The 13,944-nt window shown below is 59.8% G+C and carries 11 protein-coding genes; 6 read left to right on the top strand and 5 right to left on the bottom strand.

Annotated elements, in window-relative coordinates; genetic code table 11:
• Positions 1-41: 41 nt before the first annotated feature.
• A complete protein-coding gene (locus B3N48_RS05015; protein ID WP_296180228.1) occupies positions 42-887 on the bottom strand; it encodes a hypothetical protein in 846 nt (281 codons plus the stop codon).
• A 345-nt stretch (positions 888-1,232) separates the two neighbouring features.
• Between B3N48_RS05015 and B3N48_RS05010 the strand changes: the two genes are divergently transcribed.
• The 4 genes from B3N48_RS05010 (at position 1,233) to B3N48_RS04995 (ending at position 6,114) form a co-directional block, all read left to right on the top strand.
• Positions 1,233-4,355, top strand: a complete 3,123-nt coding sequence (locus B3N48_RS05010; protein ID WP_296180225.1) for a transglycosylase domain-containing protein — start codon at positions 1,233-1,235, stop codon at positions 4,353-4,355.
• 62 nt (positions 4,356-4,417) lie between these two features.
• Positions 4,418-4,684, top strand: coding sequence for a hypothetical protein (locus tag B3N48_RS05005; protein WP_296180222.1), 267 nt, complete (start codon positions 4,418-4,420; stop codon positions 4,682-4,684).
• 66 nt (positions 4,685-4,750) lie between these two features.
• Entirely contained in the window at positions 4,751-5,344 is a 594-nt protein-coding gene (locus tag B3N48_RS05000; RefSeq protein WP_296180219.1) for a PadR family transcriptional regulator, read from the top strand.
• Positions 5,341-6,114, top strand: a complete 774-nt coding sequence (locus B3N48_RS04995; protein WP_296180215.1) for a siderophore-interacting protein — start codon at positions 5,341-5,343, stop codon at positions 6,112-6,114. Before B3N48_RS05000 ends, B3N48_RS04995 begins: the two co-directional genes overlap by 4 nt.
• Before the next feature lie 54 nt (positions 6,115-6,168).
• On the opposite strand, the gene B3N48_RS04990 is transcribed toward B3N48_RS04995, so the two are convergent.
• Positions 6,169-6,819 carry a Pr6Pr family membrane protein gene (locus tag B3N48_RS04990; RefSeq protein ID WP_296180211.1) on the bottom strand — a complete coding sequence of 217 codons (651 nt, stop codon included), beginning with the start codon at positions 6,817-6,819 and terminating at the stop codon, positions 6,169-6,171.
• Between the two features lie 32 nt (positions 6,820-6,851).
• On the bottom strand, positions 6,852-7,079 hold the full coding sequence (locus B3N48_RS04985) for a VF530 family protein (RefSeq protein ID WP_296180209.1): 228 nt from the start codon (positions 7,077-7,079) through the stop codon (positions 6,852-6,854).
• Between the two features lie 289 nt (positions 7,080-7,368).
• Between B3N48_RS04985 and B3N48_RS04980 the strand changes: the two genes are divergently transcribed.
• Complete coding sequence (locus tag B3N48_RS04980; RefSeq protein WP_296180206.1) at positions 7,369-9,399, top strand: TonB-dependent receptor; 2,031 nt, start codon at positions 7,369-7,371, stop codon at positions 9,397-9,399.
• 587 nt (positions 9,400-9,986) lie between these two features.
• Complete coding sequence (locus B3N48_RS04975; RefSeq protein WP_296180202.1) at positions 9,987-12,407, top strand: glucose/quinate/shikimate family membrane-bound PQQ-dependent dehydrogenase; 2,421 nt, start codon at positions 9,987-9,989, stop codon at positions 12,405-12,407.
• 202 nt (positions 12,408-12,609) lie between these two features.
• On the opposite strand, the gene B3N48_RS04970 is transcribed toward B3N48_RS04975, so the two are convergent.
• Entirely contained in the window at positions 12,610-13,041 is a 432-nt protein-coding gene (locus B3N48_RS04970) for a group 1 truncated hemoglobin (RefSeq protein WP_296180200.1), read from the bottom strand.
• Positions 13,041-13,862, bottom strand: a complete 822-nt coding sequence (locus B3N48_RS04965; protein ID WP_296181596.1) for a DUF3034 family protein — start codon at positions 13,860-13,862, stop codon at positions 13,041-13,043. The genes B3N48_RS04970 and B3N48_RS04965 overlap by 1 nt, the downstream gene beginning before the upstream one ends.
• Between the last annotated feature and the right edge of the window lie 82 nt (positions 13,863-13,944).

The following is a 13,944-nucleotide window of genomic DNA, read 5'->3' as shown; positions in this document are numbered from 1 at the left end:
GACAACGATTGCCTGACAATATAGTTCATTTCCTCAGTTCCTTATCGGCGCACTTTTCTGTGGTGGCACACATGTCCGAAGACCTGATCTGGTTGGACTGGAGCTTCAACCACGGAATCTGAATACACGTTATCAAAGCGATACGTACCAACGTAGTAATAACTACGCCAAGTACCAGGACCGTAGAAATAATTGATTTCTCCACTCTCCTGCCCGCCATAGCACCGATCAAAGCTGATAGTTTTTGAAACCTGACCTGCTACGTCACTCACCAGCCATTCAACGATAGGACGTATCCGAGATTCTCTAAGGTTCAATTCAAATCGTCCGACCGCGCCCTTCAATGGCACCCCCTCAGAATCTGTGAAACTTGCCTCAAGCCGGGCCGTGGTTACGCCCTGAACCGGCAAGAAAGACGGTTGGGTAAAGCCGCTCGGAATCCGCTTCATGCCAACCTGATCATCCAAACGGTACCCTTTCAGCACAGGAAGAGAGCCAAACACTAATGTATACGGCAGCATTGAGTAAGGCTGATCTTTTTTATGAGAAATACGGGCCTTGACCTCGGCTCCAGGCTCAAGTCCCTCAAACACCTTAAAATCGCCGATAAGCTTCTTCCACTCGTCCATTTCGAAATACTCAACTTCCCAATGAAGAGGTACATTGCTATTTATTGGATTCGCGAGCAAAATTTTCTGCCCGCGAGCGGCTACAAAGCTGTTGAAGTGAACTGTATTTTCGGTCTCTAGAGTGGCTGTTTTGGTGTGGAGTTCATCACTCAGTTTTTTTGCAACCCCTTTATCAGCACTGACCTCGACAGGCGCTGATATTGGCTGATTGTCAGAGATCAAATTTTCATCATGATAAACAGCTGATGCCGTACTCATAGCCAACGCCAATGAAACACCCACTATTGAGCTTGTATAATTTTTTTTTCATCGTTGAACGTCCCGTCATTTTGATTGGCATCTCTTTCTGAGCGCTAAAACGACGTAATCAACCCACTTCAGGGTCGTCAAGAGTCAACAGCGTGTTTCTGAAACGTCCTACAGATACCGGCAGGGGCGCCTTCTTAACGCTGCCGACGGCAAGCCTGGCTGCTACCGTGGAGTGTGAAACGCAAACACGTCGCTCCTCTGAAACGTCCTCGCCTTCACAAATTTTTCCCCCTCCCCGCCCAGCGTCTAAGCTTGTAGTCAGGTGCGATTAACGGGTTTAACCGGGCCAGCGATATGGGCGCTTTGTGGCATTCCGATGCGAAGAAGGCTGCGGTCACGGCTGACAGTCAGGGGGACGTTCCAGAAGCGGCACGCCCGAGCCATTGGCGTTATGTGTGGCGAGTGCTGCTGCTTTTGCTGCTGGCGGGACTGGTGACCCTGGGATTTGCCGCATGGTCGGAGGTCCGCAGTTCGAAGCTCCAGGCCCGTGAATTCACCCGGTTGGCCCGCGACCTCACCTATACCATGGAGCCTGGGGCCAGCGATGCGATTCTTTACCCCGGCGACGGCCCGTTCGACAAACGTCTGGGCTATTCCTCGCTAGGCGAATTTCTGCCAAGGCTGCTCAAACGCGACTACCGCATCACCGAGCAATCACGCTTCTCCCCGGACCTGCTTGCCTACGTCCAGCGTGGATTTTTCGTGCCCTATGAAGAGAAAAGCCAATCGGGCCTGACCATTGCCGATTGCAGGGGCGAGCCGCTGTATCAGTTCACCTATCCTCAGCAACTCTATCCGACCTTCGCGTCGATTCCGCCGGTGGTGGTCAACAGCCTGCTGTTCATCGAAAACCGCGACCTTCTGGACGCTCGCCAGCCGTTGGCCAACCCCGCGGTGGACTGGCCGCGCTTTCTGAAGGCCGCAGTGTCGCAAGTGGCGAAAATCGTGGGGATCCCGGGCCAATCGGCGGGCGGCAGTACCCTCGCCACTCAACTGGAAAAATATCGCCACTCGCCGGACGGCTTGACTCAGTCAGGCAGCGAAAAGATTCGTCAGATGATTTCCGCCAGTGTGCGCGCCTATCAGCCAGGTTCGCAGACATTGGAAGCCCGCCAACGCGTCGTGCGCGATTACCTCAACAGCGTGCCGTTGTCAGCAGTGCCCGGCCATGGCGAAGTGCATGGTATGGCCGAAGGGCTGCGGGTCTGGTACGGCGCCGATTTCGATCGCACCAATCAGCTGCTGGCGTCTGCGGCAAAAGATGCAAAGACCCTCGCTGCTCAAGGGTTGGCATTGCGCGAGGTGTTGTCGCTGGTGATCGCACAACGCAGGCCGTCGCATTATCTGGCCAAGGGGCGCAAGGAACTGGCTGACCTGACTGACAGCCACGTTCGCCTGCTGGCGCAGAACAAGGTCATCGATCAACCCCTTGCCGACGCGGCGCTCAACGCGACGGTGACCTATCGCGACTGGGTGCAGCAGCCGACCGTGCAACCCATCGAAACCAACAAAGGCATCACCGTAGCGCGCACACGTCTGTCCAACATGCTCAATCGCCCGCTGTACGATCTCGACCGCCTCGATCTGTCTGCCACCAGCACGTTGCAAAATGACCTGCAAGCCAACGTCGGCCAGTACTTGCGTGAGCTCGCCAACCCGGAATACGCAGCGAAACTCGGCCTGCTCGGTGAGCATCTGTTGACGCCGACCAGCACCCAAGCCGTGCGCTACAGCTTCACGTTGTTCGAGCGCGACGTGGACGGTTCTCGGGTGCGGGTGCAGACCGACAGCACCGATCAGCCGTTCGACATCAACGAGGGTAGCAAGCTGGAATTGGGCTCGACTGCGAAAATGCGCGTGCTGACCACGTACCTGCAAATCATCTCGGAGATACACGACAAATACGCTGCGATGAGCAACGCCGAGCTGAAGAAAGTCCCGGTCGAAGAGCCTGACCGCCTAAGCCGCTGGGGGCTGGATTACCTGATGCAAAACGCGGATCGCGACCTGTCGAAAATGCTCGCCGCCGCCCTCGATCGCAAATACTCGGCGAGCCCCGGCGAGAACTTTTTCACCGGTGGCGGCATGCATCATTTCAATAATTTTCGGCGCGAAGACAATGAGCGCAACCCGACGCTGCGTGAGGCGTTGAGAGAGTCGATCAACCTGCCGTTCATTCGATTGATGCGTGATCTGGTGCGCTATGTCACCTATCAGGGGCCGAACAACAGCGCAGTGCTGATGAAGGATGACAGCGACCCCCGGCGTCAGGAATACCTGGCGGAATTCGCCGACCGCGAAGGCACGTCTTTTTTGCTGCGATTCTGGAAACGCTACAAGAACAAAACCACCCAAGACCGCCTCGACACGTTCCTCGACGGCGTGCACCCGTCGGCCAGTCGCATGGCTGCCGTGCATCGCTACTTGCTGCCGGATGCCAGTCAGAGCGCGTTCAACGCCTTCGTTCGCGCCCATACGGTGGCCGACAAGCGCCAGCCGCCGGTGACCGAAAAACGTCTCGACGAGCTGTATTACGCCTACGGACCGGGCAAGTTCGACCTGCCGGATCAGGGTTACATCGCCCGCGTTCACCCGCTCGACCTGTGGCTGGTGGGGTATCTGTTGCAAAACCCCGAAGCGAAGTTCAAGGACGCCGTGGCGGCCAGCCGCTTCGAGCGACAAGAGGTCTATAGCTGGTTGTTCAAGAGCCGTCACAAAAGTGCCCGCGACAGCCGCATCCGCACGATGCTGGAGATCGAAGCGTTTCTCGACATTCACCAGCGCTGGCAGAAACTGGGCTACCCGTTCGACCATCTGGTGCCGTCGTTGGCCACCGCCATTGGCAGCTCGGGGGATCGCCCGGCGGCGTTGGCGGAGTTGATCGGCATCATTCAGAACGACGGGGTTCGCCTCCCCGTATTGCGCATCGACAGCCTGCACTTCGCGGCGGATACCCCCTACGACACCTTGGTCAACAACAGCCCCGAACTGGGCAAACGCGTCTTGCCTTCGGCCGTGGCCACTGCCATGCGCGAGGCATTGTCGCAGGTGGTAGATGCCGGGACAGCGCGCCGTGTCTCGGGCAGTTTCAAGACCGAGAGCGGCATGGCGCTGGCCATGGGCGGCAAGACCGGGACGGGTGACAACCGCATTGAAAGTTTCGGTTCTGGGGGGCGTATCCTCGCTTCCAAAGCGATCAACCGGACCGCCACGTTCGTGTTCTACATCGGCGATAACCACTTCGGCACGCTGACCGCCTATGTGCCGGGGCGCGCGGCCGAAGCCTTCAAGTTCACCTCCGCGTTGCCCGTGCAAGTCCTCAAGGGCATGGCTCCAATTCTCAATCGCTACCTGGAGCCTGGAACGTACACCCAGTGCAAGGCACCTGCTGCGGCGCAGGTGGCGAGTGCGCGTTGATCCCCCGCAAGATGCGCCAAGCGTTGAACACTGTGTGGGTGTGAGCTTGCTCAGGAAGACTAATGTTCAGCCCCATCATTTGCAGCGTGTTTGCGGGCGTCATCGCGAGCAAGCTCACTCCTACAGGTTCGATGTTCAGCCTCAGCATTTGCAGCGTGTTTGCGGACCTCATCGCGAGCAAGCTCACTCCTACAGGTTCGATGTTCAGCCTCAGCATTTGCAGGGTGTTTGCTGGCCTGTTCGCGAACGAGCTTACTTCCGAAGGTTTGATGCCTAGCTCCAATTCAATCGCAGTGCTCTGTGCGCCAGATGAGAACCGTTCGTCTTGACGCCTCTTGTCGAAACATAAAGATATATCTTAAGGTATATCTAACTTGTAACGAGAGATGAGAAAGATGAGAGACCACTCACACGATCACCCCCATCACCACCGCCCTCACTTCGGTGATCACGGCGATGGCCGCGATGGTTTTGAAAAACGCACAGGCCGTGAGCGTGGCGGGCGTGGGCCCCGCGTGTTTGCCCCGGGCGATCTGAAATTATTGCTTCTGGCGCTGATTGCCGATCAGCCCTGCCACGGCTACGACCTGATTCGCCAGATCGAAGGCCTGTTCGACGGCGCCTACAGCCCAAGCCCTGGCGTGATCTATCCCACGCTGACCTTTCTTGAAGAAAGCGAGCTGATCACGGGCGATGCCGAGGGCGGCAAAAAGCGCTATCGGATCACCGACGCGGGTCAGCAATTTCTGGTGGAGCAAGCGGTTGCCCTCGACGGCGTGAAGATGCGCATTCAAGTCAGCAAACGCTCACTACGCGGCCACGACCGACCGCCGGAAATTCACGAGGCGGTCCACAACCTGCGCCACGCCTTGCAAATGCACCATGGGCGCTGGACCCCGGAAGAAGTCATCCGGGTGCGCGATCTTTTGAACGAGACTGCCAAGGCCGTCGCCGAAGGTCCTCATTCCGCTTCGGAGACGTCCGTATGAATGCACCGCAATCGATTCATCGCGTCAGCCACGAGATCAAGCGCCGCAAACTCGAGGTGCTGCGCGTCACCGACATCACCCCTCGCATGCGAAGGGTCACCCTGCAGGGTCCGGAACTTGCCGGTTTCATCAGCCTGGGCACTGATGACCACGTGAAGCTGTTGTTCGCGACGACCCCTGAAGAACAGGCCGCCGTGGACAATTTCGTACCGAGCCCAAATGCGCCTGACGGTCCGCGCCCTGCCATGCGCGACTACACGCCGCGTCGCTACGATGCCGCATCGGGCGAGCTGGACATTGATTTCGTGCTGCACGGCGACGGCCCTGCCGCCAGCTGGGCCGCGCAGGCTGAGCCGGGGCAATTCCTGTACATCGCCGGGCCGCGGGGTTCGCTGGTCGTGCCGGACATCTTCGACAGCTATCTGCTGATCGGCGATGAAACCGCCCTGCCTGCGATCGGACGGCGCCTTGAAGCACTGCCAAGCCATCGTCGGGCGTTGGTGGTGGTCGAGATCGACAATAGCGCCGAGCGTCAGACGCTCACGAGTCAGGCGCAGGTCGAGGTGATTTGGGTAGTGCGCGGCGAGCAGGATGTGCTTGAGGTCACCCGCCACTTGCAGTTGCCCGGCGGTGAGCTGTACGCATGGGTGGCAACGGAAGCGGCGTTGTCGCGCAAACTTCGGCGGGTGTTGCTGGATGAGTTCAAGCTCGACGAAGGATCAGTCAAGGCCGCCGGATATTGGCGTATTGCAGGTTCAGAGGAAGAGTAAACACCACAGATGTGTGGGAGCCGGCTGGCTGCAAGCCGGCTCACACAATGTCGGTCAGTCTGGCCTTACACGGTCGATCAACCAAATCACCAGCGCGATCCCCACAAACCCCGCCAAGACTCCGAGCGCATTGAGCAAGGCGCGCTCGATACCCAGCGTGCCGATGTCCAGAAACGGGTACAGGTAATCGCCGAACGTGTTGCCGCGAAACAGCAGATAGCCGAAATACAGCGTGGGGTACAGCATCCACATCAGCACATGCTTCAGGCGCAGCAGCCCTTTGCGCACGAACAGCCACCAGTAGCCGAGAAACGCCAGCGGCATGATGTCGTGCAGTAATTCGTCGGCGAGCCGCTGCCAACCTTCCGGGCTCCACAAATGCCGCAGCAACAGGTTGTAGGCAATGCCCACCAACAAAATGCTGGTGGTGATTCCGGCGCAGACCACCGGGGAGCGGAAGAATCGGTGCCCAGCCGAATGGCGATCGGTGAGCGCGCAGGTCAGCGCGGTGGCCACCAGCGTATTCGTCAGCACCGTGAAGAAGCTGAAAAACCGCACCAGGCCCCCTATCAGACTCGCCTGATCGGTCCAACGGCCCCAGAGAATCAGGTACAGCTGCACTGCCAGCGCAAACCAGCCGAGCAGCGCGGCAACGGTCGCGTATCGACGCTGACCGGGCGTCAGGGGCAACGTTGGGCTGTGCATTTTTTGTTCAATCCTTGGGGTAAAACGCGCTTTCACCACCGTTTGGTGCGCGCCAGTTTCACGTACAAGGCTTCGACCTTTTCCCGCGCCCATGGTGTCTTGCGCAAAAACGTCAGGCTCGACTTGATGCTCGGGTCGCTTTTGAAACAACGAATGTCAATTCGCTCAGCCAACCCCGACCACTCGTAATGCTCGACCAACCGGTTGAGGATCTGCTCCAGCGTCACACCGTGCAGTGGGTTGTCGTGGGATGTGGTCATGGCAGGCCTATGTGCAATCGATGAAGGAGACGTGTTCGCGAGGTGCGCACCTTAGCGGAGCGGGGAATCGGTGTGAAGCGATTGTAGAACCTGTAGGAGCGCGCTTGCCCGCGATTGCGATGTATCAGCCGCCCAGTCAAGCCTTTTACACCGCTGTTCGCAGGCGAGTGCACCTGGAACTTCAACGTCGCGAGTCACGATCAATCCCAAAACGATTGCATTTTTATTGTTATGTTATAACACTAGCAGGCTGAACTCCCGAGATTCACCCTGCCAAGGAAAATGCTGCATGCCCCGCTCCTGCAAATCCCCGCTCTGGCGACTGACGCCGCTGGCCACCTCGCTGCTCATCGCCTCTCCCGTTTACGCCATCGAGCTTGAACAACAGACCATCACTGCCAATCCGCTGGGTAGCGATCAACTGGCGTCGCCGAGCACGGTGCTGACCGGCGACGACCTCACGCTGCAACAGAAAGGCAGTCTCGGCGAAACGCTGAATAAACAGCCGGGAGTGTCGTCGTCGTATTTCGGGCCAGGCGCCAGTCGACCGATCATCCGCGGGCTGGATGGCGACCGGATTCGCCTGCTGCGCAATGGCGTGGGTGCGCTGGATGCGTCGTCGCTGTCGTATGACCACGCAGTGCCCCTGGATCCGGTCAACGTTGATCGTATCGAAATCGTGCGCGGCCCTGCGGCCCTGCTGTACGGCGGCAGCGCCATCGGCGGCGTGGTCAATACCTTCGACAATCGCATCCCCACTGAAGCCATCGAAGGCATTCAAGGTGCGGGCGAACTGCGCTACGGCGGCGCCGACACCACGCGCAGCAGCGCAGGCAAGTTGGAAGCGGGCAACGGCACGTTCGCTTTGCATCTGGACGCCAACGCCCGCGAATTCAACGACCTGAAAATCCCCGGTTACGCCCGCACCGCCGATGAGCGCGCCCGCGACGCGGATGGTGAAGACAAGAAACATCGCTTGGGCAACAGCGACGGGCGTCAGGACGGCGGCGCTGTCGGCGGTTCCTACACCTGGGACGACGGTTACGCCGGGCTTTCCTACAGCAATTACGACTCGAATTACGGATCGCCCGCCGAGCAAGACGTGCGCATCCGCATGAAGCAGGATCACTACGCGTTCGCCTCGGAAATCCGCAACCTGTCAGGCCCGTTCAGTTCGGTGAAGCTTGACGCGGGGTACACCGAATACAAGCACATGGAAATCGAGGACGGTGAAGTCGGCACCACGTTCAAGAACAAGGGATACGAAGCCCGAGTCGAAGCCCGTCATCAGCCCATTGGCCCGCTGAACGGCGTGGTTGGCGCACAAGTGACGCGTAGTGAATTCTCGGCATTAGGCGAAGAGGCGTTCGTACCTCAGACCGATACTGATGCCGGCGCGCTGTTCATTCTGGAAGAACTGCAGGCTACCGACCGCTTGAAACTGAGCCTGGGCGGTCGTCTGGAACACACCACCGTCGACCCGGATGGCAAGGGCAACGAGCGCTTCGCCAATGCCGACCGCTCTAGCAGCTTCACGGCGGGCAGCATGTCGTCGGGCGCGGTGTACACACTGACACCGATCTGGTCGTTGGCCGCGACCCTCGGCTACACCGAACGCGCGCCGACGTTTTATGAGCTATACGCCAATGGCGCCCACGTCGCGACCGGCACTTATGAAGTGGGCGATGCCGATCTGTCCAAGGAAAAAGCGGTGTCCAGCGACTTGGCGCTGCGCTTCGACAATGGCACCCACAAAGGCAGCGTTGGCGTTTTCTACAGCCGTTTCTCCAATTACATCGGCTTGCTGGGAACGGGTCGTACGCTAAACGACGATGGAGAAGACGACCCCGACGGCATCCCGGAATACACCTACGAAGGCGTGCGGGCGCGCTTTGCAGGATTCGAGGCGCAAGACCACTGGAAACTGGGCGAAAACCGTTACGGAAAATTCGCGCTGGAGCTGTCAGGGGACTACACGCGCGCCAAAAACCTCGACACCGGGGAAGCCCTTCCGCGCATCGCCCCTCTGCGCCTTAACAGCGGCCTGTTGTGGGAATTGGACAAATGGCAGGCGCGCATCGACGTCGAACACGCGGCGTCCCAAGGTCGCGTGCCCGATAACGAAAGCGGCACCGACGGCTACACCACCCTCGGCGCAAGCGCTGGCTATAAATTCAACGTTGGCAGCAGTCAGTGGCTGGCGTTCGTCAATGGCGAGAACCTGACCAATCAGACAGTGCGCTACGCCAGCTCGATCCTCCGTGACATTGCCCCCGCGCAAGGTCGCAGCATTGAAGTGGGGTTGCGCACGACATTCTGATGGCAGCGTCCTGCTTTTGGCAGAAGGGCGAAACGTTGTAAGAATCAGCCTGCTGGCGCGCAGGGGAGTCGATGTCAGATCCCGGACTGACGCCCCCTGTTCGCCAGCAAGCCGGCCCCGCAGATCCCGCCGCGCAAGCCACATTTATACATACGCCGCAACGCTGACCGCCCTCCCAGCCACACGCGCGTGGTTATGCAGCTGAGACCCTTTCCTGAGAGACATCCCTACCTACTCTGGGTGACTGTTGCGCACCCCGTAACTGTCCATGTCGCAAACTCGTCTTTTTTAAAATTCGTTAGGCCCCTATCATTGCCGGTCTCAATCTGCTGAAACGTTTAATCCGACGTTCCCTCTTGTACAGCCCTAGACCTCATCGACGCTGCACGAAACGACTTGGCATCAGATCCCATTGATCGTCGCTGACGACTCAGTGAGGCCGTCCAACGCGTCGACGGTCAAGCTGATCGGTGTGATTCACCTTTCTGTATTGCCCTTGAGGAACTAGCGTTAAGGCCATGGCTTCCAAGCCACAACGCGACAAAGGATTTAGCGTCAACCAATCAATCGTTACGGAGTACGACACTATGAGCACTGACGGTGCTTTCGGTAAGGGTCGCCGGTTGCCGAGCTTGCTCGGGCTGGTGATTCTCATCATGGGCCTGGCCTTATTGGCCGGGGGTATCAAGCTGCTGACACTGGGCGGATCGCTGTATTACCTGCTGGCCGGGATCGGCTTCATCATCACTGGCATCTTGCTGATTCAGGGCCGCCGTGCGGCACTGGGTGTGTTCGCGCTGGTGCTGTTTTTGAGTACGGTCTGGGCCTTGTGGGAAGTCGGCCTGGATTGGTGGCAGTTGGTGCCACGTCTGTCGCTGTGGTTCGTGCTCGGCATCGTCATGCTGCTGCCGTGGTTCCGCCGTCCGGTGCTGCGCGGTCAGCCTGGTGGCCTGCCGACTGCGGCGTTGAGCATCGCTGTTGTGCTGGCCGGCCTGACGGCCATCGCCAGTCAGTTCACCAGCCCGGGTGAGATCAAAGGCACGCTGGACCGTGATGACGCGGGCGTAGCGTACGATCCGCAACCCATGCCTGACGGCGACTGGCAGGCCTATGGTCGCTCCGAACACGGCAACCGCTACTCGCCGCTGAAGCAAATCACCCCGGAGAACGTCGGCAAGCTGCAAGAAGCCTGGCGCATTCGCACGGGCGATCTGCCGAGCGCAGAAGACCCGGTCGAGCTGACCAACGAGAACACCCCGCTCAAGGTCAACGGCATGCTCTATGCCTGCACCCCGCACAGCAAAGTGCTGGCGCTGGACCCTGACACCGGCAAGACGATCTGGTCGTACGATCCGCAGATTTCCAAAGAAGGCGCGAAAAACTTCACCGGCTGGGCGCACATGACCTGCCGTGGCGTCTCGTACTATGACGAAGCGGCCTATGCCAAATCCGACGTTGGCGCTCCCGCTGCAGCACTGTCAGCTGCAGGCACTGCGATCGCGACGTCCTGCCCGCGTCGCCTGTACCTGCCAACGGCCGACGCGCGCTTGATCGCGCTGAACGCCGACACCGGTAAAGTCTGCGAAGACTTCGCCAACAAAGGGGCCATCGACCTGCGCGCCAACATCGGCCCGTTCACCGCCGGTGGCTACTACGCCACCTCGCCGGCCGCGATCACGCGCAACCTGATCATCATCGGCGGCCACGTCACCGACAACGAGTCGACCGACGAGCCATCCGGGGTGATTCGCGCCTACGACGTGCACGACGGCAAGCTGGTGTGGAACTGGGACCCGAACAACCCGGACGCCACAGCGCCGATCGCAGCCGATCAGTTCTACTCGCGCAACGCGCCGAACATGTGGTCGCTGGCCAGCGTCGACGAAAAACTGGGCCTGGTCTATCTGCCGCTGGGCAACCAAATGCCTGACCAATACGGCGGCGACCGCACCCCCGGCGCCGAGAAATACAGCGCTGGCCTGGTCGCGCTGGACGTCAACACCGGCAAAGTGCGCTGGAACTACCAGTTCACTCACCACGACCTGTGGGACATGGATGTCCCGAGCCAGCCGACGCTGATCAACCTGAAAACCAAGGACGGCGTGAAGCCGGCAGTGATTCAGCCGACCAAGCAAGGCAGCCTGTACGTGCTGGATCGCCGCGACGGCACCCCGATCGTGCCGATCGACGAAGTCCCGGCCCCGACGGGCGCTGCGCAGGGCGATCACACGTCGCCGACCCAGGCCCGTTCGCAACTGAACATGCTGCCACCTGAGCTGACCGAAAAAGCCATGTGGGGCGCCACCGCCTTCGACCAGATGCTGTGCCGCATCCAGTTCAAGGAGTTGCGTTACGAAGGTCAGTACACGCCGCCATCCGAGCAAGGCAGCATCGTCTACCCGGGTAACGTCGGTGTGTTCAACTGGGGCGCGGTGTCGGTAGATCCGGTGCGTCAGTTGATGTTCACCAGCCCGAACTACATGGCCTTCGTCTCCAAACTGGTACCTCGCGCCAAGGTCGATGCCAACAGCAAGCGCGAAAGCGAAACCAGTGGCGTGCAGCCGAACACCGGCGCGCCGTACGCGGTGATCATGCACCCGCTGTTGTCGCAGCTCGGCATGCCGTGCCAGGCGCCTTCGTGGGGCAACGTCGCTGCTGTCGACCTGACCACCAATCAAGTGGTGTGGAAACACAAAAACGGCACCAGCCGCGACAACACCCCTGTGCCGATCGGCCTGCCAGTGGGCGTGCCAAGCATGGGCGGCTCGATGGTGACGGCAGGCGGCGTCGGGTTCCTGGCCGGGACCCTCGACCAGTACCTGCGTGCCTACGACGTGAAGACCGGCAAGGAACTGTTCGCCGGACGTCTGCCAGCAGGTGGCCAAGCGACTCCGATGACCTACACCGGCAAGGACGGCAAGCAATATGTGCTGATCGTTGCAGGCGGCCACGGCTCCCTGGGCACACGGATGGGCGACTACATCATTGCGTACAAACTGCCGGAGTGATTCGCTGGTCCGGTCTTGAGCTGGAAGTGAAAAAGGCGGTCATCGAGAGGTGACCGCCTTTTTCATTCGGGTACGACACTCAACCCGGGCGCCGTAGCTGGGGCAGCAACCGGTGCAGTGGGACGGCCCGAACCGCGATCGGACAACGGCGGAGGGTCAAGCAGGTCATCAATGGCTGATCCACGTTGAAGCCGTCGCCACTCTACTTCTCGATCACGTCCCCACGCTGCGGCGCCAACCGGGCGATCAACCGATTCTGCGTCGGCACCGGGATGTGTTGGTCGTCCATGGAATCGATCAGGTTCTCCACCAGCGCATTGAAATCGCCCCGGCTGATGTTCATTCCTTTGTGCGCCTCAGCCAACGTGTCGCCGGTGTAGGTACACGGCCCACCCGCTTCCACGCAGAATTTCTCCACCAATTTGTCGCGGACGCGAACGATGTCGACCTTGGCGAAGTACTTGTAAATCCGGTCGTCCTTGGCGATGTGCAACAGCATGCCCTCGACGATCTTCTGAATCCCCGCGCGCTCGCCCAACGCCTGATACAGGCTGTCATCCTTGGGCGGCTGTTGGGCGCAGCCGGCCAACAAGGCCAGGCTCAGCGCACCGATCCACTGCAAGACTCGGATCATCAGAAGCTCCCCTGCACAGACAGGTAGGTGCCGTTCTGGTTGTCCAGCGTAGCGATTTCGCCCAGACGCGCGTAGGCCAACACCACCGACACATGCTTGTTCGGAAACCATCCGACGAAAGCATCTGCCCAATCGCTTTCGCCCGCGAACGACAGGTTGTCGGGCTTCTCGCGGTATTCCACGCCCACGGCCCAACGGGGATTGAACAGCAGCGCCACAGAGCCTTCTTTCAATACGCTGCGGGTGTCTCGCCGATCGCCACCAAAGCCCAAAAGCCCGGTTTCGTTGGCCCGGCTGTAACGTACGCCACCGTTGACCACCACGTTGTAGCCAAACGCCGCGCCCATGAACAAACGGCTGGCCGTCAGATAGCCTTCGACGTCGGCGTCGCGTTTCGCGCCCACCAGACGGGGAATCAGGAAATCGTTCTGATGCTTGTACTGGACGCCCAGCGACACCTGCGGCAGCTGGTCATAGATCAGGTCGCCGAACAGGCGCACCTTGACCCCGAAAATGTCTTGCGTGAGGTTGTCTTCCGGCAGGCTCAGTTTGTGGACCAGCGAGCCGAGGTCGAATCGTTGATGGGCGTAGGACACTTCCACGCGGTTGCCGTAGGACGCTGCCATCCCCGCAACGTCAAGCGTGTAGTCCGGAAGGTTGACGTGGGTGCCGAACAGGTTCGCACCCCACTCGCCTTTTTCGTCATAGTTGGCGAGCACCGCCCAGGGGATGATCCCGCCGCCGGCCGCGCCTTCGATGCTGCTCGCACCCCCGGTCGCGATCAGACGCCCCTGATCGGCTTCGACCCACGGCGCATTCATGCCGACGGCACCACCCACCACCCCTGCTAACACCACCGGGCTGATAACAGCCGAGAGACTACGTGTCATAACCTTTAACCAA

Origin of the sequence: Pseudomonas sp. UBA1879 (assembly GCF_002338065.1) — a bacterium.
Lineage (GTDB): Bacteria > Pseudomonadota > Gammaproteobacteria > Pseudomonadales > Pseudomonadaceae > Aquipseudomonas.
Note: the sequence above shows the minus strand (reverse complement) of the source record. Positions and strands in the feature narration are given on the sequence as shown.